This window comes from Streptosporangium sp. NPDC003464 (assembly GCF_053588315.1).
Genome location: NZ_JBSFPS010000023.1, coordinates 1 through 21763, shown reverse-complemented (window position 1 = coordinate 21763; position 21763 = coordinate 1). Strand labels below are relative to the sequence as shown.

Below are 21763 nucleotides of genomic sequence, written 5' to 3'. Positions count from 1 at the left end.
CTTACGTGGACCGTTTGGCCTGCGGCTGGCATCGGCTAACCGAGCCGGCCCCTTTGCGGGGGTCGGTCCGGCGCAACCACGGACCCGAGCGGGTGCCATGGCTCAGACGCTATCCGCATCCAGACCGAATGTCAGCTTGGACATCGGCCAAGTGATCACTTTGCGTGATCGTCCATCGGGCGGTCGGCCGGTGAGGCGGCCGCCCCGGACGCTCGATATCCCTATATACAAGTGCTTCTCGCACCGATTGAGCAGCCGCGAATCCTTGTCGAGACAGGGAGGTGTGGCGCTTCGGTGAGACCCTTCACCCGCCCGCTCTTTACCCTCCGTCACGGAGACTGCTCTGCCGTCTCCGGCGTGTCGCGGCGACCGTGACGGCGAGCGGGACCGCCACGCCCGCCTCACGCAGCGCTCTGGCCGCTTCGGCGATCGTCGCGCCGGTGGTGACGACGTCGTCCACCAGCACAACCGGTCCTCCACCGTCCCAGGAGCCCGGCTGGGGCCCTTTCCGGCCGCCCGTAACCACGAATGCCAGAGCGAGATTCTCGGCCCGCTGGAGCGAGCTCAGCCCCGCCTGGTCGGCCACCCGGCGGCGCTGGGCGAGGACCCCCGCCACGGATGCCGGCCATCCGGCGGCGCGGAGATATCCGGCGGCCAGCGAGGCCAGCCGGGCCACCGGATCGTGCCCGCGCCGCCGGAGGGCCGGGCGGGCGCTCGGCACCGGGACGAGGGTGAGCGGCCCCTCGCCGGCCGCGGCGGCGGCCGTCAGCGCCAGGGCGCCGGCGAGGGGGTGGGCCAGAGCCGTGCGACCGCGTTCCTTGTAGGCGAGGATCGCCCGCCGCGTGGCACCCGTGTATTCGGTCGCCGACCAGCACTCGGGCAGGCCCGGCGGGGACGGGGCGGGCATCCGGCACGCGGGCTCCCCGTGCAGCCGCGCCGCGCAGCGGGGGCAGAGGAGGGCGCCGGGCGCGTCGCATCCGGCGCAGCGGGACGGCAGGAGCAGGTCCAGCAGGGCTGTCGGCACGGACCCACGGTGCCAGCCGCCACCGACAACCCGCTCGTCCCGAGGACCCGAGGGCCCCGAGGACGCCAACAGGCCGCTCACCCCGGGAAGACCGACAACCCGCTCGTCCCGAGGAGGCTGAGGAGCCCGGTAGACCGCTCACCTCAGCCGCCCCCGACAGACCGCTCACCCAGGGAACCACCGACAACCCGCTCACCCCGGGAGACCGACAACCCGCTCGCCCCGGCGGCCCGCGGGCGGGCGGCTCAGCCCAGGGGGTAGGCCGGGGAGGAGGGGCCGTCCTTCTCGGTGAAGGCGATGGATCCGGTCTCGTCCTTGACCATGGGTTCCCACTTGGCCGAGTTGCGGTTCCAGTAGAGGACCTGCCGGTTGCCGTTGTCGTCCTCGGCCCCGGCCAGCAGGGAGCCGTCCAGGGCGGTGATGCTCTCGATCCGGGAGTCGGAGGCCAGGGTCTTGGGCTCCGCGGTGGCCGACGCCTCCAGCAGGTCGGACTTGCCGGTCAGCACGTAGAGGGTCTTGCCGTCCTTCCAGGCGATGTCGTCGATCGTCTGGCTGTCGCCGCCGTTCACCACGGGCTGCAGGTCGGTGATCCTGGTGCTGCCCTCCCGGCCGACGACCGTGCCGATCGACACCTGCTCCTCCAGGCCGTTCTTGATCACCACCGCGACGTGCACCCCGTCCCGGGCGACCTTGAGCGACTTGACGTAGACCGTGTCCAGATCGGGTGCCGCGACCCGGTAGTGCTGCCTGCCGTCGTGCCGCATCACCACCGAGGTGTGGTCGTCGGGCCGGTCGACCGTCCACAGGGTGCTGTAGCGGTCCCAGGAGGGCGGCGTGAGGGAGTCGCCGGTGACCCAGTCCTGCCACTCGCCGCCCGCGACGAGCGGCGCGACAGAGATCTTCTTGCCGTCCGCCGACAGGGCCGCCACCTGCTTGTGCCCGCTGATCGCCGGACTGGTGCGCGTGTCGTTCTTCTCCCCCGCCCGGCCCTGCACCGGCTGGCCGACGTTGTCCTTGCCCAGGATCCGCAGGGCGCCGCCGGCCAGGTAGTAGGGGTGGACGTCGCGGGGGACCGTCCAGGGGTCGAAGTCCGAGTGCTCCTGGGCGTCGATCGTCAGCGGGGCGTCGGAGGAGTAGTACGGCCTGCCGTCCACCTTGACCTCGAAGCCCCAGCCGCCCTTGGTCAGCTCGGCGAGCGTCCCGGCGAGCTGGGCCGACATCGGGCCGATCCGGTCGGAGTCGACCGGCTTGGTCAGGTTGATGACGACGCGGTTGTCCTCCGTGGTGACGCCGATGAGCTCGGTGCCCGGCCGGAAGGCGGAGTTCACCGCCTTGCGCAGCAGGCTGCTGGGCCCCTTGAGCAGCCGCTCGACCGCCGACTTGGCGAAGTTGGAGGTCGGGTCGATGGGGACCCGGACCTGGTCGACCACCAGGCCGTTCCACGACGAGTCCAGGAAGTAGAGGTCGACCCTGAGGTAGGCGCGGTCGACGTCGGCCTCCGACAGCAGCAGCCCGTCGGGCGCCGCGCTGATCCGCCACCCCTCCGGCCCCTTCACCAGGGTGAAGGGCTCGTTCAGGCTCCTGCTCCTCGGCCAGTAACGGCCGTCCTGGTCGATCATCGCCGTCACGGTGCCCTTGAGCGTGACCCGGGTCTCCTTGTCGCCCTCCTGCGCGGGCGGCGGCTTCTCGTATTCGTCCTGCTTGTCGTCCTGCTTGTAGACCGTCACCCCGCTCTGCGGGTTCCACTCCTTGGCGAAATCCTGGGTGAGGTATTTGCGCGCGACGTCACGTCCCGGGTCGTCGACGCTCGCCATCGCGGACCTGAACCCGGTGACGACCTCCTCGGGCGACCAGTCGGCGCTCGGCGGCATGGCGATCACCCGCGCGTACGGGTCACCCAGCGGGTTGCCGTTGCGCACGTTGTCGACCGCGACGGACCTGCCCCCGGTGGGGATGACCGAGCAGGCCGTACTCGCGCAGGTCAGCATCATGACCAGGCCGGCCGCCCCCACTCGCCGTCCTGTCCTAACCTGCATCGTCTCCCCCATCGGCGACCGCCGGTGACAGCACCGGGGTCATGTGTCCCCGCCACGTCCGCCGCATCTCCACCTCGGGTGGGACCAGCGACAGCGGCGATCCCCGCAGCGGCGCCCCGGCCACCCGGGGCAGCGAGAGCCGGAACTGCGACCCCTCACCCTGCGCCCCCCACGCCTGCAGCCAGCCGCCGTGCAGCATCGCGTCCTCGCGGGAGATCGCCAGGCCCAGGCCGGTGCCCCCGATCGTCCGCGCGCGCGAGGGGTCGGCCCGCCAGAACCGGTCGAAGACCATGTTCTCCTCGCCGGGCTTGAGCCCCACCCCGTGGTCCCGTACGGCCACCGCCACCGCGTCCCGGTCGGCGCCGACCGAGACGATGATGTCGCGGCCCTCGCCGTGCTCGATGGCGTTGAACAGCAGGTTGCGCAGGATGCGCTCGACCCGGCGGCTGTCCATCTCGGCCATGCAGGGCTCGCTCGGCAGGCGCAGGTCGAACCGGGTGGAGTGGCGCTCGGCCAGCGCCTCGGAGTCGGCGACCGCGCGCAGCACCACGTCCCTGACGTCGACCGGGTCGACGTCCAGCTCGGCCGCGCCCGCGTCGTAGCGGCTGATCTCCAGCAGGTCGGCGAGCATCGACTCGAACCGGTTGAGCTGGTTCTGCATCAGCTCGGCCGAGCGGGCGGCCATCGGGTCGAAATCCTCACGGGCGTCGTAGAGCAGGTCGGCGGCCATCCGCACGGTGGTCAGCGGGGTGCGCAGCTCGTGCGAGACGTCGGAGACGAACTGCCGCTGGACGTGGGAGAGCTCCTCCAACTGGTGGATCTTCAACGCCAGGTTGGCGGCCATCTCGTTGAAGGAGGTGGCCAGGCGGGCCAGGTCGTCCTCGCCGCGGACCTTCAGCCGCTCGTCCAGGCGCCCGGCGGCCAGCCGCTCGGCGGCCTGCCGCGTCAGCCGTACCGGAGTGACCACCTGGCGGGTGACCAGCGAGGCGACGGCGGCCAGCAGCAGCACCAGGGCGACCCCGACGACGACGAGCATCCGCAGGACCGAGTTGAGGGTCTCCTCCTCCTTGTCCAGCGGGATCAGATGGTAGATCTCGTATCCGCTGTCCAGCATGGTGCCGGAGGTGTCGAGGCGGGTGCCGATCACCAGGCCCCGCGTCGGCTCGCGCGTGCCCTCGTAGTACAGGTTCCCGTAGTGGATGCTGTTCTGGCCGGCCTCCTTCTTGAACACCTCGTCGCGCAGCCCGGACGGGACGCTGCTCGCGTCGATGTTCGTGGTGCCGTAGAACTCCCCGGGCCGGTTGTCGTTGCGGATGATCACCGAGTAGCGGGTGGCGGACCCGGCGGACCCGGCGCGCCCGGCGAGGGCCTCCACCGCCTGGCCGAGCGGGCTGTCACCGCCCCGATGGAGCAGGTCGCCCGAGTCGGCGGACGGCTTGGAGTCGTCGCCGAGCGGCTGGTTCAGATAGCTGAGCACCGCGATCCGGTCGGCCTGCGCCTCGCTCTTGGCCGCCCGTTCCCGGGCCTCCAGCGTCGTCGCGATGATCTGCTGCATGAGGAAGACCCCCAGCACGGCGACCACCGCGATGGAGATGACCATCGTGCTGGTGACGACGCGGAGCTGCAGGGAGCGGCGCCAGACCCGGCGCACGCCCCCCGCGGCGCGGCGGGCCCGCCGGCGGACGCCCCGCACCACCTGGCGCAGGGTGCGGCGGCGCTTCTTCGGGGAGGAAGGCATGTCGGGGGTCCCGGGGGATCCGCGCAGGTCAGGCCGGGCCGGCCTTGTAACCGACCCCGCGGACCGTCACCACGATCTCGGGGTGCTCGGGGTCCTTCTCGATCTTGGCACGGAGCCGCTGGACGTGCACGTTGACCAGGCGGGTGTCGGCGGCGTGCCGGTATCCCCAGACCTGCTCCAGCAGGACCTCGCGGGTGAAGACCTGGCGCGGCTTGCGGGCCAGCGCGACCAGCAGGTCGAACTCCAGCGGGGTGAGGTTGATGGTCTCCTCGTCGCGCTTGACCGAGTGGCCGGCGACGTCGATGGTGATGTCACCGATCTGGAGGATCTCCGGCGTCGGCTCGTCGGTCCGGCGCAGCCGCGCGCGGACCCGGGCCACCAGCTCCTTGGGCTTGAACGGCTTGACGATGTAGTCGTCGGCCCCCGACTCCAGGCCGAGCACCACGTCGATGGTGTCGCTCTTGGCCGTCAGCATGACGATCGGCACACCGGACTCGGCGCGGATGCGACGGCAGACGTCGATGCCGTCGGCGCCGGGCAGCATCAGGTCGAGCAGGACCAGATCCGGCCGGGTGTCGCGGAACGCGTCAAGCGCCTTGTCACCGTCGGAGACGAAGGAAGGTTCGAAGCCCTCCCCGCGCAGCACGATGCCGAGCATCTCGGCGAGAGCGGCGTCGTCGTCGACGACCAGCACGCGTCCTTTCATGGCCCCTCATTCGTTTTACGCAGTTTGGGAGTTTTCGGGGTAAACGGCACGGTCGTCGAAGATTACCCTTGCCCGGCCACTGGATGACACCGGGCGACGATCAGCCTTCCAAATGCCGAATTTTAGGCGCACACAACGTGAAGCGCGTAGTGGTGCCCCCGTGCGGCCACCTCCGGCCCTGGCGACTGCGGACGCCAAGCGGAGGTGGTCACGTCCCCAGTCTGCGGTAAACGACCGTGTCTCGGCCATCCCTCCGGCATCTCCGCCGATCTCCGGGGCGAGAAACATCGTCGAGATCTCCCGAGCACCACAATCGGTGTGTCCACATGTCAGGATTGGGATATGTCAGACGGTCACGGCTCCACTCCCGACACGCCACCCGGCTGGGCGTCCAACCAACCTCCGCCGTACGGCAACGCCCCGGGGTCGCCGTGGACCGCGCCCGGCTCGGCACCGGGCGCGACGGCGCCGCAGCAGCCGCAGCCCCCCTACGGCCCGCCGGGCCCGCCGTACCAGCCGGGCCCGTACCAGCAGGGCCCGTACGGCCCGCCGCCCCACGGCCACCACACGCCCCCCGCGATGCGGCCGGGGATCATCCCGCTGCGCCCGCTCGGCCTCGGTGACATCCTCGACGGCGCGATCAAGCTGATCCGCTCCAACCCCGGCGCCGTCCTGGGCCTGTCGGCGATCGCCGCCGCGCTCGGGGCGATCCCGGTGGCGATCGGCCAGGCGCTGCTGCTGGGCCAGGCGGGCGCGGCCTTCGACAACCCCTCCGTGCTGGAGAACCAGGAGGTGGGCTTCCTCTCCCAGTACGGCGGGACCCTGATCTCCTACGCGGTCCAGTTCATCGCGGTCACCCTGCTCACCGGCGTGCTGACCCGGATCCTGGGCCGGGCGGTCTTCGGCGGCAAGATGACGGTGGGCGAGGCCTGGAAGCTGACCCGCGGCCGGGTGCCCACGCTGTTCGGGCTGGTGATCGTCGGCATGGTGCTCCTGCTGCTCCCGCTGGCCCTGGTCATCGCGATCATCACCGGGCTCGGCGCGGCGGGCGCCGACCTCGCGGCGCTGTTCCTGGTGGGCGCGCTGGTGGTGCTGGGCTTCGTCGCCTACTCGCTGTTCATCACCACCCGCCTGGCGCTCGCGGCGTCGGTGGCGGTGCTGGAGCGGCGCGGCGTCGTCGAGTCCCTGCGCAGGTCGTGGCGGCTGGTCAGCGGCGGCTTCTGGCGGACGCTCGGCATCCTGCTGCTGACCCAGATCATCGCGGGCGTGGTCGCCCTGGCGCTCTCCTTCCCCTTCACCCTCGCGGGGACCTTCGTCGGCATGTTCGGCGCGGGCTCCACCGGTTCGCTGATCGGCGCGGCGGTCCTGATCTCCGTCGGCGGCACCGTCAGCGCGATGATCACTTACCCGTTCCAGGCCGGCGTCAACGGCCTGCTCTACGCCGACCGGCGGATGCGCGCCGAGGCGTTCGACCTGGTGCTGCAGACCGCGGCGATCGAGCAGCAGCGCCAGGGCTGGGTGCACGCCTCCGCCGACGACCTGTGGGACCCGTCCGTCACGCCCGCCGGAGCCGGCCGGGGAGCCCCGTGGCACAGTTCCTGAGCCACCTGACGCTCCTGACGTCCCCGGTCGACATCGACCGGGACCAGGCCCGGCGCGAGGCGGTCCAGGAGCTGCTCAAGCCCGAATACGCCAGGGAGTCGCCGGTCGACCGCGTCACGCGGGCCGTGGACCAGTTCCTGGGCGACCTGCTGGACCAGGAGTCCGTGGGCGCCGTCGGCAGCGTGGCCGCGCGGATCGTCCTGGTCGTGCTCGTGATCGCCGCCGTCGTGGCGGTCGTCGTGATCGCGCGCAGGACCGCCGGAGGCGGCGCCGCGCGCCAGGAGGGGATCTTCGGGGACCGCCGCCGCACCGCCGCCGAGCACCGCGACGACGCCGAACGGCTGGCCGCCGAGGGCCGGTGGTCCGAGGCCGTCCGCGAACGGCTCAGGGCCGTCGCCCGGGATCTGGAGGACCGCTTCATCGTCGACTCGACACCCGGCCGCACCGCGGGCGAGCTGGCCGCCGAGGCGGGCCGCGCGCTGCCCGCCTTCGCCTCCGACCTGGCCGCCGCGGCCCGGGTCTTCGACGACGTGACCTACGGCGAGGTGCCGGGCACGGCCGAGTCCTACGGGGTCCTGCGCGACCTCGACGAGCGCCTGCGCACGGCCCGGCCGACGCTCGGCGCCGCCGCGGAGGCGGTGACCCCATGAGCCTCGCCACCGCCGCAGCCGGCACGGCCGCGGTCTCCGTCGCCGCAGCCGTCGCCACCGTCACCGTCGCCGTGGCCGCCGCCGCGGAGGCGGTGCCCTCATGAGCCTCGCCGCCGCCCCGGGGACCGGGTCGACGTCCACCTCCCCGACCGCCGCGGGCCTGTGGCGCAGTGGCCGGGGCTTCCTGCTGGTCGCGCTGATCGTGGTCGCCGGCGCCGTCATCGGCGTGCTGCTCAGCGGCTCCGGCGCGGGCCGGCCGCTCGACCCCGCCGACACCTCGCTGTCCGGCGGCAAGGGGCTGGCCCAGCTGCTGCGGGCCCACGGCGTGCGGGTCACCCGGGTCACCTCGGTCGCCGAGGTGGAGGCCGCCGGCCCCGGCGACCACACGCTGCTGCTCAGCGACACCTCCTTCCTCACCGAGGAAGAGGCCGAGCGGCTCGGCGCGATCCGCGCCGACCTGCTCGTGGTCGGCGCGCAGCCGCACCAGGAACTGCTCACCCCGGGCATGGGCCCCACCGAGAACGTGCGGACGCGCTCCCGCGAGCCCCGGTGCGACCTGCCGGCCGCGACCCGGGCGGGCAGCGCCCACATGGGCGGCACCGCCTTCACCGTCCCGGCGGGGGCGACCGGCTGTTACCCGGCCCGCGGCGCGTCCACCCTGGTCAGCCACGCCGGCGCGGGCAGGACGGTCACGGTCGTGGGCGACGGGGCGTTCATGACCAACCTGCGGCTGGCCGAGGACGGCAACGCCGCCCTGGCCCTGAACCTCGCCGGGGCCAGGCCCGCCCTGATCTGGCTGGTGGCCCCCGAGGCCGCCGCGGGCACCGCGGGCGAGCAGGGCTTCTACGGCATGATCCCCGAGGGGGTCAGATGGGCCGTGGTGCAGGTGGGCGTCGTGGTCGTCCTGCTGGCACTCTGGCGGGGCCGCCGGCTCGGCCCGGTGGTGGCCGAGCGGCTGCCCGTCGTGGTCAGGGCGGCCGAGACGGTGGAGGGGCGGGCCAGGCTCTACCGGGCCAGGCGGGCCCGCGACAGGGCCGCCACCGCCCTGCGCACGAGTTTCGTCGACCGGGTCACCCCCCGGCTCGGCCTGCCCTCCGCGGCCGGGCCGGAGGCGAAGGTCGAGGCGATCGCCGGACGGACCGGGCAGGCGGGCTTCCACGTGGGTGCCGCCCTGTACGGCCCGCCGCCGGCTGACGAGGCCGGGCTGGTAGCCCTGGCCGCATATCTGGACATGTTGGAGAGGCAGGTCAAAGAGTCGTGAGCGAGTTTAGCGAGCGGGCCCTCAGGCACGGCGCCGCCGTGCGGCCGGAGCCGGCAGAGGAGGCTCGGTGACCACGCCACCGGAGCACGGCGGCCCGGCGGAGACGCCCGGCGCGGACGCCGCCCGAGACGCGCTGGGGAGCCTGCGCGCCGAGGTCTCCAAGGCCGTCGTCGGCCAGGACGCCGTGGTCACCGGGCTGGTGATCGCGCTCCTGTGCCGGGGGCACGTGCTGCTCGAAGGCGTGCCGGGCGTGGCCAAGACCCTGCTGGTCAGGACCTTGGCGGCGGCGCTCTCGCTGGACTTCAAGCGGGTGCAGTTCACTCCCGACCTGATGCCGGGTGACGTCACCGGCTCCTTGATCTACGACGCGAAGACGTCGGAGTTCGAGTTCCGGCAGGGACCGGTCTTCACCAATCTGCTGCTCGCCGACGAGATCAACCGCACGCCCCCCAAGACGCAGGCGGCGCTGCTGGAGGCGATGGAGGAGCGGCAGGTCAGCGTGGACGGCAAGCCGCGCGGGCTGCCCGAGCCGTTCATCGTGGCCGCCACCCAGAACCCCGTCGAGTACGAGGGCACCTACCAGCTCCCCGAGGCGCAGCTCGACCGGTTCCTGCTCAAGCTGACCGTCCCGCTGCCGCCCCGCGAGCAGGAGATCGCGGTGCTGGAGCGGCACGCGCTGGGCTTCGACCCGCGCGACCTGTCCCACGTCAAGGCCGTGGCCACCATCGCCGACCTGGACGCCGGCCGCGTGGCGGTCAGCCGGGTCCACGCCGGCCCCGAGGTGCTCGGCTACATCGTCGACATCGCCAGGGCCACCCGCCAGTCGCCGTCGCTGCAGCTCGGCGTCTCGCCGCGTGGCGCCACCGCGCTGCTGGCCGGGGCCCGGGCCTGGGCTTGGCTGTCCGGCCGCTCCTACGTGACCCCGGACGACGTCAAGGCGCTCGCCAGGCCGTCGATGCGGCACCGGATCCAGCTCCGTCCCGAGGCCGAGCTGGAGGGCGCGACCGCCGACGGCCTGATCGACGCCATCCTCGCCTCCGTCCCCGTCCCCCGCTGAGCCGATGGCACTGACGGGACGGGCCGCCCTGCTGGCTCTGCTGGGCACGCTGGTCGTGCTGTTCGCCCCCCGGCCGGGAGCGGCCGTGGCCGGGGTGGCGCTGCTCCTGCTGGCGCTGGTCGTGGTCGACCTGCTGCTGGCCGCGGGCGTGCGTCCGCTGCGGTTCACCCGCTCGGGCGACCGGCTGGTACGGCTCGGCGAGTCCGCCACGGTCGAGCTGGTCGTGGAGAACCCCGGCCCCCGCCGGGCCCGGGGGGTGCTCAGGGACGCCTGGCCCCCCTCGGCCGGGGCCGGCCCGCGGCACCTGCCGCTGGACGTCCCCCCCGGTGAGCGCCGCCGCCTCACCATGACGCTCACCCCCACCCGCCGGGGCGACCGCGAGGCGGTCACGGTCACGGTGCGCACGCTGGGGCCGCTGGGCATCGCGGGCCGCCAGGGCTCCCACCGGGTGCCCTGGTCGGTGCGGGTGCTGCCGCCGTTCCTCAGCCGCAAGCACCTGCCCGCCAAGCTGTCCAGGCTCAGGGAGCTGGAGGGCCAGCACCCGTCGATGGTCAGGGGGCAGGGCACCGAGTTCGACTCGCTCCGCGAGTACGTGGTCGGCGACGACGTCCGCTCGATCGACTGGCGGGCCACCGCCCGCCGCAACGACGTGGTGGTCCGCACCTGGCGGCCCGAGCGCGACCGGCGGGTCCTGATCGTCCTGGACACCGGGCGCACCTCGGCCGGCCGGGTGGGCACGGCCCCCGTCCCGCCGGCGGGCCCGCGGGACGGGTCCGGCGGCCGGTACGGCGCGGCGGCGACCGTGCCGGGCTGGCCCCGGCTGGACTGGTCGATGGACGCGGCGCTGCTGCTGGCCGCGCTGGCCGCCCGCGCCGGCGACCGGGTCGACTTCCTGGCCTACGACCGCGCGGTGCGCGCCTGGGTGTCCGGCGCCGGCCGTACCGACCTGCTGTCGTCGCTGGTCAACTCCATGGCACCGCTTGAGGCCGAGCTCGTCGAGGCCGACTCGGCCGGCATGGTCGCGGCCGTCCTGGCCCGGGCCAAGCGGCGCTGCCTGGTCGTCGTGCTGACCGACCTGAACTCGGCGTCGCTGGAGGAGGGGCTCCTGCCGATGCTCCCCCAGCTCTCCTCGCGGCACCTGGTGCTCCTGGCCGCCGTCTCCGACCCGCAGGTGGCCGCCATGGCCGCCGGGCGCGGCACGCCCGAGCTGGTCTACGACGCGGCGGCGGCCGAGCACCAGAACGCCGACCGGCGCAGGATCACCGCCCGGCTCCGCCGCCAGGGCGTGGAGGTCGTGGACGCCACGCCGGAGCAGATCGCGCCCGCCCTGGCCGACGCCTACCTGGCGCTGAAGGCGGCGGGCCGGCTGTGACCGCCGGGCGGCGCGGCCTCAGCCGGCGCTCGGCGCGAGGTCGGGGGCCCGCTCCAGGTCGCCGGTCTCCTGGGCGGCCAGGGCCCGGCGGCCGAAATAGATCACGTAGGCGAGGAAGGCCGCCTCGGCGACCACTCCGATGCCGATGCGCGCCCAGGTGGGCAGGCCGGAGGGGGTGACCAGCCCCTCGATGAGCCCGGAGACGAGCAGCACCACGACCAGGCCGAGGGCCACGCTCATGACGGCCCTGCCCTGCTCGGCGAGGGCCTCGCCGCGCTTGCGGGGGCCGGGGTCGACGACGGTCCAGCCCAGGCGCATGCCGACGGCCGCGGCGAGGAACACCGCGGTCAGCTCCAGCAGGCCGTGCGGGGTGATCAGGCCGAAGAAGATGTCCAGCTTGTCGCGCGAGGCCATCAGCCCGGCGGAGACGGCCACGTTGAGCGCGTTCTGCCACAGGATGTAGGGGATCGGCAGGCCGAGCAGGATGGCCATGATGATGACCTGTATCGAGACCCAGGCGTTGTTGACCCAGACCTGCCCGGCGAAGGAGGCCGCGGGGTGCTCGGAGTAGTAGTCGGCGAAGTCGTGTTCGACGAGCCGGGTGATCTCCTCGGGCGTGGCGATCGCGGCCTGGACGCTGGGATCGCCCGCCACCCAGACGGCGACGACCGCGCTGACCAGGACGAACGCGGCGGTCGTGCCGAGCCACCACCAGCGGGCCCGGTAGGCGACCACCGGGAAGGAGACCGTGAAGAAGCGGACGAACTCCCGCCAGGCGGGGGTGTGCGCTCCGGTGACCGCCGAGCGGGCCCGGGCGACCAGCGCCGACAGGCGGCCCACCAGGATCGGGTCGGCCGACCCCGAGCGCACGATGGACAGATGCGTGGCGACCCGCTGGTAGAGGTCCACCAGCTCGTCGATCTCGGCGCCGTTCAGCGACCTGCGGCGCCGGATGAGATCCTCCAGGCGGTCCCAGACCGGGCGGTGCGCGCTGACAAAGGCGTCGATGTCCACCCGGAAAGCGTATCCACAGTCCCGCCTCCGAGACGGCGGACGGGCCCGCCTCCCGGCGGCTCCACGCGCGGGCGCGTCCGCGGTCCCGCCCCTCGGACGGCGGCCGGGTCCGCCGTCCGGCGGCTCCGCGCGGGATCGGCGCCGCCCCGTCCCACGCCGCGGGAGGCGGGGGACGGGACGCGGCGGCCGAGGACCTAGAAGGCGACCCCGCACCGCAGCAGCACGTTGGCGTACGGCCGCGCCTCGCCGGTGCGCACGACCAGCCGGCTGGCGCGGGCCAGCCGCTTGAGCTCCTCGTGCGGGACATAGGTCAGGTCCGGCAGGCGGGTGCTGAGCAGGGCGTCGCATCCGGCGTTGGCCGTACGGACCTCCCGGGCGGCGGTGGCCCCCTCCACGACGAGCTCGGCGAGGATCCCGTCGAGCACGTCGGCGAAGGCCGGGATGCCCGGCAGGAAGGCGAGGTCGACCACCTCGACACCGGGCGGCAGCGGCATCCCGCTGTCGCAGACGAGCAGTTCGTCGGTGTGACCGAGGCGGGCGAGCGCGCCGGACAGGGCGGAGTTGAGGATCCCCGTGCGTTTCACAGGCCCTCCAGATCCTCCGGATACGGATAGGAACTCTGCGCGCCGGGCGCGCGCACCGAGGCGGCGCCCACCCGGACCGCGAAGGCGGTGGCGTCGGCCAGGCCGTCGCCCCGGGCCAGGCGCCAGGCCAGCGCCCCGGTGAACGCGTCACCGGCACCCGTGGTGTCGACGGCCTCCACCCGGGGGCTCGGCACCGCGGTGACCGTGCCCGGCTCCGCGACGACCGCGCCGTCGGCCCCCAGCGTGAGGACCGCCGAGCGGGGGCCGAGCGCGAGCAGGGCCCGCGCCTGCTGTTCGGGCTCGCCGGGCCCGCCGAGCAGGAGCGCGGCCTCGTGTTCGTTGACGACGAGCGGGTCGCAGACCGCCAGCAGCTCGTCGGGGACGGCGGCGGGCGGCGACAGGTTGAAGACCACCCGGGCCGCCGTCCGGGCGGCGGCCACCACCGTGGCGAGGGGACTCTCCAGCTGCAGGGAGACGACCCGCGCCGAGGCCAGCAGGTCGGCCGCCGCGGCGATGTCGTCCTCGCTCAGCCGCGCGTTGACCCCCGGCGACACGATGATGCTGTTGTCCCCGTCCGCCCCGACGGTGATCACCGCGACGCCGCTCGGTCCCGGGGTGTCGGTGAGACGGTCCAGGTCCACGCCGTCACCGGAGAGCGCCTTGCGCAGGAACTCGCCGTTGCCGTCGGAGCCGACCCTGCCGAGCAGGGCCACACGGGCGCCGAGCCGGGCCGCGGCGACGGCCTGGTTGGCGCCCTTCCCCCCGGGATAGGTGGCGAGATCGGAGCCGATCACGGTCTCGCCCGGCATGGGACGCCGATCGACCCGGATCACCAGGTCGGCGTTGACCGACCCCACGACGATCATTTCGAACGGCGGCGCCGGCTCCTCCCCGCGCCGCCCGCCGGCGCCCTCGGGCGCCGGCCCGGCGTCGTCACCGCGGGCGGTCATCACGAGCCCGCGAACTCTGCGACGTTGTCCTTGGTCACGGCCTTGACCGGCACGGCCACCGTGGCCTCGACCTTCTCTCCCTTCGCCGCCTTGATCGCGCCCTGCACGGCCTGCTGGCCGAGGAGCTGCGGCTGCTGGGCGATGCTGGCGCTCATCGTGCCCGCCTCGATGGCCTTGAGGCCGTCCGGGGTGCCGTCGAAGCCAACGATCTTGATCTCGCCGCCCGCCTTGGCGCCCAGCGCCTTGATCGCGCCCAGGGCCATCTCGTCGTTCTCGGCGAACACCCCGGTGATGCCGGGGTTGGACTGCAGCAGGTTGGTCATGACGTCCAGGCCCTTGGTCCGGTCGAAGTCGGCGGGCTGCTGGGCGACCACCTGGATGCCCGGGTACGCCTTGATCCCCTCGGTGAAGCCCTGGCCGCGGTCACGGGAGGCGGAGGTGCCGGGCACTCCCTGAAGGACGGCGACCTTGCCCTTCTCCCCCATCTGCTTGGCCAGCTCCTGGGCCGCCAGCTTGCCGCCGGCGACGTTGTCGGAGGCCACGGTCTGGGCCACGGTGGCGCCGTTGACCACGCGGTCGACGGCGATCACCGGGATCTTGGAGCGTTCGGCGGCCTTCACCGCGGGCCCGGCGGCGTCGGAGTCGACCGGGTTGATGATGATCGCCTTCATGTTCTGGCTGGCGAAGTTCTGGATCTGGTTGACCTGCTGCGAGGCGTCGTTCTGGGCGTCGGTGACGGTCAGCGCGACCCCCTGCTTCTTGGCCTCGTCCTCGGCGCCCTTGCGGAGCTGGACGAAGTAGGGGTTGTTCAGGGTGGAGACCGACATGCCGAGCTTGACGTCCCCTCCGGCCGCCCCGGATCCCCCGGAGCCGGAAGAGGAGGAGGACGAGCCCGAGCCACAGGCCGTCAGCCCCAGGGCGAGCGCGGCGCCGGCCGCGACGAGAGTGATGGTGCGTTTCATGGTGTTCCCCCGATGGGTTCAGTTGGTTCCACGGCGACGCAGGGTGTCGAGCAGGACCGCGAGCGCGATCACCACTCCGATCACGACCTGCTGCCAGAAGGCGGAGACGGAGAGCAGGTTGAGGCCGTTGCGCAGCACCGCGAGGATGAGCGCGCCGACGAAGGTGCCGAAGGCCCGGCCCTTGCCGCCGGACAGGCTCGCCCCGCCGATGACGACGGCGGCGATGGCGTCCAGCTCGTAGCCGGCGGCCGCCTGGGGCTGGGCCGAGGCCAGCCGGCTGGCCAGGACGATGCCCGCGACCGCGGCGAAGAGCCCGGACAGGGCGTAGGTGATGAGCTTGCGCCGGTTGACGTTGATGCCGGACAGCCGGGCGGCCTCCTCGTTGCCGCCGATGGCGTACATCGCGCGCCCGGTGTAGGTCCGGTTCAGGATCACGGCCGTGATGACGCCCATGACCACCATGACGACGACCGGGACCGGCAGGTAGTCGCCGATGGTGTCGCCCAGGTGGGAGACCGCCTCCGGCATCGCGATCGGGCTGCCCTGGGAGATCACCAGGGCCAGGCCGCGGGCGATGCCGAGCATGGCCAGCGTGGCGATGAACGGCGGCAGCTTGCCGTAGGCGATCAGCGCGGCGTTGACCAGCCCGCACCCGAGGCCGACAGCGAGGGCGATCACAGTGGCCAGCGGCCACGGCAGGCCCGTGTCGGTCGCGGTCCAGGCCAGCACGATCGCCGAGAGGGCGGCGACGGAGCCGACCGACAGGTCGATGCCGCCGGTGATGATGACGAAGGTGGCGCCGAAGGCGAGGATCGCGGTGACCGCCGCCTGCACGCCGACGTTGAGCAGGTTGGTCACGGTCAGGAAGTCGCCCGACAGCAGCGAGAGCGCGACCGCGAGCACGACCAGTGCGACCAGCGCGCCGTTCTCGCCCAGCCAGGCGGTGGCCGGCGGTTTGCGGCCCGGGGGCTTGCGCTGCAGCACGTTAGTGGACACGAGCATCCTCCACCTCGGCGACGGCCAGGGCCATCACCGAGTCCTGTGTAGCCTCACCGGCGGCGAGCTCCCCGACGAGCCGGCCGCGGGCCATCACCAGCACCCGGTCGCTCATGCCCAGGATCTCGGGGAGATCGCTGGAGATCATGAGCACCGCGTGCCCGGAGGCGGTGAGCGAATTGATCAGTTGATAGATCTCGACCTTGGCCCCCACGTCCACACCCCGCGTGGGCTCGTCGAGGATGAGCACGCTCGCCTTGGCGAGCAGCCACTTCCCGATGACGATCTTCTGCTGGTTGCCGCCCGACAGCGTGCGGACCTCCTGGCCGAGGCCGCTCATCCGCACGCCGAGCTGCTGGGCCACCTCGGCGGCCGCCCTGCGCTGCCCCGTCCTGTCGACGAAGCCGCCGCGGCTGGCCCGCCGCAGCGTGACCAGGCCGAGGTTCTCCCCCACGTCGGCGCCGAGCACCAGTCCCTGGCCCTTGCGGTCCTCCGGGACCAGGCCGAGGCCGGCCTCCATGGCGGCGTGCACGTCGCCGCGGGCCAGCGGGCGGCCGTTCACCAGGACCTCGCCGGAGTCGTAGGCGTCCGCGCCGAAGATCGACCGCGCGACCTCGGTACGGCCCGCGCCGACCAGCCCCGCCAGGCCCACGACCTCCCCGGCGCGCACCTCGAAGGAGACGTCGGCGAACTCTCCTTCCCTGCGGAGCCCCCGCACCTGCAGCAGGGGACCGCCCGGCGGCGCCGGCTCCCGGGGGTACTGCTGGTCGATCGGGCGGCCGACCATGAGCCTGACCAGCTCGTCCTCCGAGGTGGTCGCCGGGACCTCGGCCACCGAGCGGCCGTCACGCAGCACGGTGACCCGGTCGCCGATCTGCGGGATCTCCTCAAGGTGATGGGTGATGAACACGATCGCCACCCCCTGCTCGCGCAGCTGCCGGACGATGCCGAACAGCCGCTCGACCTCGGTGGTCGTGAGCACCGCGGTCGGCTCGTCCATGATGAGCACGCGGGCGTTCAGGCCCAGCGCCTTGGCGATCTCGACCATCTGCATGCGCGCGATGCCCAGCCGTGCCACCGGCGTGCGCGGGTCGACCTCGACGCCGACCCGCTGCAGCAGCTCCCGCGCCTGCTCGTGCATCCGCTTGGTGTCGACGAAGCCGAAGCGGCGGGGCGGGCGCCCGAGAGCGAGGTTCTCCCCGACGGTGAGCTGGGGGACCAGGTTGAACTCCTGGTAGATGGTGGCGATGCCGAGCCGCTGCGCGTCGCCCGCGGTGCGGATCTCGACCGGCTCCCCGTCGACGAGGATCCGCCCTCCGTCGGGGTGGTAGGCCCCGGAGAGCATCTTGATCAGCGTGCTCTTGCCCGCGCCGTTCTCCCCGAGCAGGACGTGGACCTCGCCGGAGCGGAGGCTGAAGTCGACCCCGTCCAGCGCGACCACACCCGGGAACCCCTTGCGCAGACCTTCGACCCGGAGGATCTCGTCGTTCACGAGACGTTCCTTCCTTCCCCACATGATTGGCGGACCACCAGGACGGCGGGCAGGGCCACCGACTCGGCCGGCCGCCCGCCGAGACGGTCGAGGATCACCCGCACGCCCCGCTTCCCGAGTTCGGCGGCGGGCTGGCTGATCGCGGTCACCGGAGGGGTGACGTGCGGGAACCACGAGACGTCGTCGAACGACGCCAGCGCCACGTCCTCGGGAATGCGCAGGCCGCGCGCCCGTATCTCGTCCAGCGCGCCCAGGGTCATCAGGTTGTCGCCCGCGAAGATCACCTCGGGCGGCTCGGGGAGGTCGAGCAGCCTGGCGGTGAGCGCGCGGCCGCTGCCCGAGCGGAAGTCCCCCGCCTCGATGTATTCCGGGCGGATCTCCAGGCCGTGCTCGGCCATCGCCACCAGGAAGGCGTCCGTCCGTTCCCGGCCGGTGGACAGCCTGGCGGGGCCGGAGATGAAGCCGATCCGCCGGTGCCCGAGCTCGCGCAGGTGGGCGACCAGCGCCCTGATCGCGTCGGTCCCGTCGACCCGGACCGACGGCACGTGCACGCCGGGAAGCGTGCGGTCCAGGAAGACCAGCGGCCCTCCGGACCGCGCGATCTCCTGCACCAGCGGCGTGACCTCGGCGGTGGGGCAGATCAGCAGGCCGTCGACCCGCTGCTCCAGGAGCGTGCGCACGTAGTGGTCCTGCTCCTCGGCGCGCTCGTCGGCGTTGCCGATGATCACGGTGTAGCCGGCCGCCCGCGCCGCGTCCTCGACCGCCCTGGCCAGCTCGGCGAAGAACGGGTTGACGATGTCGCCGATGATCAGGCCGAGGGTCTTGGTCGCCTCGGTGCGCAGCGAGCGCGCCACCGCGTTGGGGACGTAGTTGAGCTCCCTCATGGCGGCGTAGACCCGGGTCCGGGTCTCCTCCGTCACCGACGGGTTGTCGTTCAGAACCCGGGAGACCGTGGCGACGGAGACGCCCGCATGCGCGGCCACATCCTTGATACGTGCCATCAGCCCTCCATGTAATCGATTACATCAGATTATGTAATCGATTACATGGATGTAAACCGGAGAATCTGTGACCTGCGTCACACATCACCGGCCGCGTCCGGCGCGGCCCGCAGGCCGGCCGGCGGACGGACCCCGGCGTCCGGCACCCTCCGCCGCGACCGCGCCGGCCTCGACCGGGAGAGATCACGCCGGGCCGAGGCCGTCGGCCTCCTTCATGTACGCGCTGTAGATCAGATGGTCATCCGCAGAGAATTGTTTTACATCGAAGTACAGGAATCCGAAGTCCTGGTGGACGACGTTTCTTCTGTTGTACAACTCGTTGTTTTGGGTGGACCAGCATCCGATGTTCTCCTTGTTGCTCGGATTCAGGATCTGAAACTGGTCGCCGTCGAAGGCTCCACTCCGCTTCCATTGAGTCGCGTTCATCGTGTCGTAGATGTCATACAGTTTGCAGGCGCCCGTCACGGGCCTCCAGTTGAAAAAGCGGGTGGACGGCCCCACCGTCGCGGTCATCACAAGGCCGCCGGTGGAGGACTGCCAGAAGTTCCAGCGCAGCGCTTCAGCGGTCGTGGGAGCCGCCGCGTAGAGCCATGTGCCACTGCTGTCCACCGAAACGTACTGATTGAAGCCCATGTTGTAGAGATATCCGACAAAAGTCGCCCCGCTGGAGTAGGTCTCCCAGGTCAGCCACTTGCTCGCGAGGGTCGGGTGGAGGCCGGCCAGTTCCCGCTCAAGGTCTGTCGCCTCCTCCTGCAGCCTGTCCTCGGACCTCCGGATCTCCTGCACCCGTGTCAGCACTTCGGTCCGGCGCTGCATCAGCTCTTCCATGGTCAATCCTTTGGACGGTCTGCCGCTTACGGGAAATTCCGGGGGTGACCTGACCTTCGCTGGTGATACCCGGGGCACACAATCACATAACCCCACGACCAGGTAATCTGCGCCTGCTGATCAGGGACCGTGACGGTTGTGGAGGCATTCGCGCCGGGCGCGGGGGATATTGGCGTGGCCTGCTTTTCACAGGGCTCCGACGGCCGGGTTCCGGAAGGCCGCCGTGACGCGGGGCGGGGTGCCGGTGCGGGCCCGGTGGCGGCTCTCGATGAAAAGGCGGTTCTCGCCGAAAAGGAGCGCCGTTTCATGTTCGCGGGCCGGCCGCGGCCGGCCCGTCCCGTCACGGGTAAGGTGCTGACTGTGTCCGATGTCGTAACCGGCGAGGCCGTTGTCGTCGAGGTCCGGACCGCCCAGATTCCGAGCAGGGCCGCGGCGCTGCTCATCGACATGGCGGTCCAGCTCGTAACGCTGTTCGGCGCGTCCTTCGTGGTCGGCGCGCTGGTCTTCACCGCCGACGAGGCGCTGGTGACGATGATCTACATCGCGCTCACCGTGCTCGTGCTCGTCGGCTATCCGGTGATCTTCGAGACGCTCTCGCGCGGCCGCAGCCTCGGCAAGCTCGCCCTCGGGCTCCGGGTGGTCAGCGACGACGGCAGCCCCGAGCGGTTCCGGCAGGCCCTGTTCCGGGGCCTGGCCGGAGTGCTGGAGTTCTGGACGCTCAGCGGCGCGCCCGCGCTGATCAGCTCGCTGATCTCGGAGAAGGGCAAGCGGCTCGGCGACATCTTCGCGGGCACCATCGTGATCTCCGAGCGCGGCCCCCGGCAGTACGGCCCGCTGCTGGAGATGCCGCCGCAGCTCGCCGCGTGGGCGGCGACGCTGGAGCTGTCGCGGCTGCCCGAGGGGGTCGCCGCCACCGCCAGACAGTACCTCCTGCGCTGGCACGACCTGTCCCCGGTGGTCCAGCACGAGATGGGCGCGCGCATCACCGCCGAGATGTCGGCCTTCGTCTCGCCGCCCCCGCCACCGGGCGTGCCGCCGTTCGCCTACCTGACCGCGGTCCTGGCCGAGCGCCGCCGCCGTGACCAGATACGGTTGGCCCGCCAGGCGGACGCCCGGCGGCATCCCGCCCAGCAGCCGTCCCAGGCCCAGCGGCAGGGGCCCCACCCCTACCAGCCGCAGGCCCAGGGGCCGGGGCCCTACCAGCCGCAGCCCGGCCCGCAGGCGCCAGGGCCGCACCAGCCCCACTGGCAGGCGCCCGCGCCCCAGCCCTACCAGCAGGCTCCCCATCAGCCGCAGCCCCAGCGGGCACCCGGCCCCATGGCGCCGCCCGCGCCCCGGTCTCCCGGTCCCACCCCCGGCGGCTTCGTCCCGCCCGCCTGAGCCCGGGGCGCACACCATACGGACGTGGGAAGGGGCGGCGGGAGACTCCCGCCGCCCCTTCCGCCGGTGATCAGCGGCCGCCGGTGATCAGTGGCCGTGCGCCACCGGTGATCAGTGGCCGTGTCCCTGCCGGTAGGAGGCCTGGGTCTGCACGTTCAGCCGGTCCAGGCGGACGCTCCTGGCCGGGTCCGTACGCCGGTCGCTGACCTTGAGGACGTCGAGTCCGTGGTGGAAGTCGCTGCCGTAGATGTAGCCGTTGTAGTAGTAGGCCGACCAGATGCCGCCCCCGCCGCCGTTCGGCTCGGGACCGCGCTCGAAGAAGCCGATCTCCCGCGGGGCGGCGGAGTCGGTGAAGTCCAGGATCGAGACACCGCCCTGGTACCACGCCTGGACCATGATGTCCTTGCCCTTGACCGGGATCAGCGAGCCGTTGTGCGCGACGCAGTTCTCGGTGTCGGCCTGGTACCGCGAGATCTTGAAGTAGCTCCTGAAGTCGAGCCGGCCGTTCCTGATGTCGAAGATGGCGTCGGCGCCCCGGTTCGGTCCGGTGGCCTCGTTGCAGGTGGCCCCGCCGCCGCCGCCGAGCTCGTCGGTGAAGACGACCTTGGTGCCGGTGTTGTTGAACGTCGCCGAGTGCCAGAACGCGAAGTTCGGGTCGGTGACGCGGGCCGTGACCACCGGGTTCGCCCGGTCGGAGATGTCGAACAGCACGCCGTCGCCCATGCAGGCCCCGGCGGCGACGTCCTTCTCCGGGTAGACGGTGATGTCATGGCAGCCGCTGGTCGGCAGCAGCAGGCCCGGCTGGGTCTCGTTGCCTCCGTCGGGGAAGACCACGGGGGTGGCGACGACCGCCGCCGCCGCCGGGTCGCGCAGCGGCACCTTGACGATCGAGATCTTGTCGTGCGGCGGCTGGCAGTCGGGGAAGCTCGCCGACGGGTTGTAGGAGGAGGCGTAGAGATAGACGTTGCGCCGGTCGCGACCCTTGCCCGGGACGAGGGTCAGGGTGTGGGAACCGCAGTTGGTCTCCACCGCCTTGACGTACTTCGGATTCTTCTTGTCACTGATGTCGAAGATCCGGATGCCCTCCCACGACTCCTTGACCGACGCGCT

19 protein-coding genes are annotated in these 21763 nt (G+C 72.3%); 6 read left to right on the top strand and 13 right to left on the bottom strand.

Annotated elements, in window-relative coordinates; genetic code table 11:
- Positions 1 to 319 precede the first annotated feature (319 nt).
- The 4 genes from ACWDS7_RS07995 to mtrA form a co-directional block, all read right to left on the bottom strand.
- Entirely contained in the window at positions 320 to 1024 is a 705-nt protein-coding gene (locus ACWDS7_RS07995) for a ComF family protein (protein WP_451928636.1), read from the bottom strand.
- A 245-nt stretch (positions 1025 to 1269) separates the two neighbouring features.
- Positions 1270 to 3060 carry an LpqB family beta-propeller domain-containing protein gene (locus ACWDS7_RS07990; RefSeq protein ID WP_451928635.1) on the bottom strand — a complete coding sequence of 597 codons (1791 nt, stop codon included), beginning with the start codon at positions 3058 to 3060 and terminating at the stop codon, positions 1270 to 1272.
- A complete protein-coding gene (gene mtrB / locus ACWDS7_RS07985) occupies positions 3050 to 4798 on the bottom strand; it encodes an MtrAB system histidine kinase MtrB (RefSeq protein ID WP_306859017.1) in 1749 nt (582 codons plus the stop codon). The genes ACWDS7_RS07990 and mtrB overlap by 11 nt, the downstream gene beginning before the upstream one ends.
- Positions 4799 to 4826: 28 nt before the next feature.
- Positions 4827 to 5504: an MtrAB system response regulator MtrA gene (gene mtrA, locus ACWDS7_RS07980; RefSeq protein WP_012888151.1), complete on the bottom strand. Its 678-nt coding sequence runs from the start codon at positions 5502 to 5504 to the stop codon at positions 4827 to 4829.
- Between the two features lie 342 nt (positions 5505 to 5846).
- Here mtrA and ACWDS7_RS07975 point away from each other — a divergent pair, with 342 nt between their 5' ends.
- The 5 genes from ACWDS7_RS07975 to ACWDS7_RS07955 all read left to right on the top strand — a co-directional run bounded on the left by ACWDS7_RS07975 (position 5847) and on the right by ACWDS7_RS07955 (position 11446).
- Positions 5847 to 7106: a glycerophosphoryl diester phosphodiesterase membrane domain-containing protein gene (locus ACWDS7_RS07975; protein WP_451928634.1), complete on the top strand. Its 1260-nt coding sequence runs from the start codon at positions 5847 to 5849 to the stop codon at positions 7104 to 7106.
- A complete protein-coding gene (locus tag ACWDS7_RS07970) occupies positions 7091 to 7756 on the top strand; it encodes a DUF4129 domain-containing protein (protein WP_451928633.1) in 666 nt (221 codons plus the stop codon). Before ACWDS7_RS07975 ends, ACWDS7_RS07970 begins: the two co-directional genes overlap by 16 nt.
- A gap of 100 nt (positions 7757 to 7856) precedes the next feature.
- A complete protein-coding gene (locus ACWDS7_RS07965; protein ID WP_451928632.1) occupies positions 7857 to 9017 on the top strand; it encodes a DUF4350 domain-containing protein in 1161 nt (386 codons plus the stop codon).
- Between the two features lie 67 nt (positions 9018 to 9084).
- Positions 9085 to 10074 (top strand): AAA family ATPase, encoded by a 990-nt coding sequence (locus ACWDS7_RS07960; RefSeq protein WP_451928631.1) that lies wholly within the window; start codon positions 9085 to 9087, stop codon positions 10072 to 10074.
- Between the two features lie 4 nt (positions 10075 to 10078).
- Positions 10079 to 11446, top strand: a complete 1368-nt coding sequence (locus tag ACWDS7_RS07955) for a DUF58 domain-containing protein (protein WP_451928630.1) — start codon at positions 10079 to 10081, stop codon at positions 11444 to 11446.
- A gap of 18 nt (positions 11447 to 11464) precedes the next feature.
- On the opposite strand, the gene ACWDS7_RS07950 is transcribed toward ACWDS7_RS07955, so the two are convergent.
- From ACWDS7_RS07950 to ACWDS7_RS07915, 8 genes are all read right to left on the bottom strand, one after another.
- Positions 11465 to 12460 carry a stage II sporulation protein M gene (locus ACWDS7_RS07950; RefSeq protein WP_451928629.1) on the bottom strand — a complete coding sequence of 332 codons (996 nt, stop codon included), beginning with the start codon at positions 12458 to 12460 and terminating at the stop codon, positions 11465 to 11467.
- A gap of 194 nt (positions 12461 to 12654) precedes the next feature.
- Positions 12655 to 13044: a D-ribose pyranase gene (gene rbsD, locus ACWDS7_RS07945; protein WP_306859035.1), complete on the bottom strand. Its 390-nt coding sequence runs from the start codon at positions 13042 to 13044 to the stop codon at positions 12655 to 12657.
- Complete coding sequence (locus ACWDS7_RS07940; RefSeq protein WP_306875282.1) at positions 13041 to 13994, bottom strand: ribokinase; 954 nt, start codon at positions 13992 to 13994, stop codon at positions 13041 to 13043. The genes rbsD and ACWDS7_RS07940 overlap by 4 nt, the downstream gene beginning before the upstream one ends.
- Positions 13994 to 14956 carry a D-ribose ABC transporter substrate-binding protein gene (locus tag ACWDS7_RS07935; RefSeq protein WP_306859037.1) on the bottom strand — a complete coding sequence of 321 codons (963 nt, stop codon included), beginning with the start codon at positions 14954 to 14956 and terminating at the stop codon, positions 13994 to 13996. Before ACWDS7_RS07935 ends, ACWDS7_RS07940 begins: the two co-directional genes overlap by 1 nt.
- Before the next feature lie 18 nt (positions 14957 to 14974).
- A complete protein-coding gene (locus tag ACWDS7_RS07930; protein ID WP_306859039.1) occupies positions 14975 to 15958 on the bottom strand; it encodes an ABC transporter permease in 984 nt (327 codons plus the stop codon).
- Positions 15942 to 17468 carry a sugar ABC transporter ATP-binding protein gene (locus ACWDS7_RS07925; protein WP_451928628.1) on the bottom strand — a complete coding sequence of 509 codons (1527 nt, stop codon included), beginning with the start codon at positions 17466 to 17468 and terminating at the stop codon, positions 15942 to 15944. Before ACWDS7_RS07925 ends, ACWDS7_RS07930 begins: the two co-directional genes overlap by 17 nt.
- Positions 17441 to 18445, bottom strand: a complete 1005-nt coding sequence (locus ACWDS7_RS07920) for a LacI family DNA-binding transcriptional regulator (RefSeq protein ID WP_306859044.1) — start codon at positions 18443 to 18445, stop codon at positions 17441 to 17443. The genes ACWDS7_RS07925 and ACWDS7_RS07920 overlap by 28 nt, the downstream gene beginning before the upstream one ends.
- A gap of 183 nt (positions 18446 to 18628) precedes the next feature.
- Positions 18629 to 19273 carry a hypothetical protein gene (locus ACWDS7_RS07915; protein ID WP_451928627.1) on the bottom strand — a complete coding sequence of 215 codons (645 nt, stop codon included), beginning with the start codon at positions 19271 to 19273 and terminating at the stop codon, positions 18629 to 18631.
- 360 nt (positions 19274 to 19633) lie between these two features.
- Here ACWDS7_RS07915 and ACWDS7_RS07910 point away from each other — a divergent pair, with 360 nt between their 5' ends.
- Positions 19634 to 20653 carry an RDD family protein gene (locus ACWDS7_RS07910; protein WP_451928626.1) on the top strand — a complete coding sequence of 340 codons (1020 nt, stop codon included), beginning with the start codon at positions 19634 to 19636 and terminating at the stop codon, positions 20651 to 20653.
- Positions 20654 to 20764: 111 nt separating this feature from the next.
- Here the strand turns inward: ACWDS7_RS07910 and ACWDS7_RS07905 are convergent.
- Positions 20765 to 21763: LVIVD repeat-containing protein (locus tag ACWDS7_RS07905; protein WP_451928625.1), on the bottom strand; the 999-nt coding region annotated here is incomplete at its 5' end.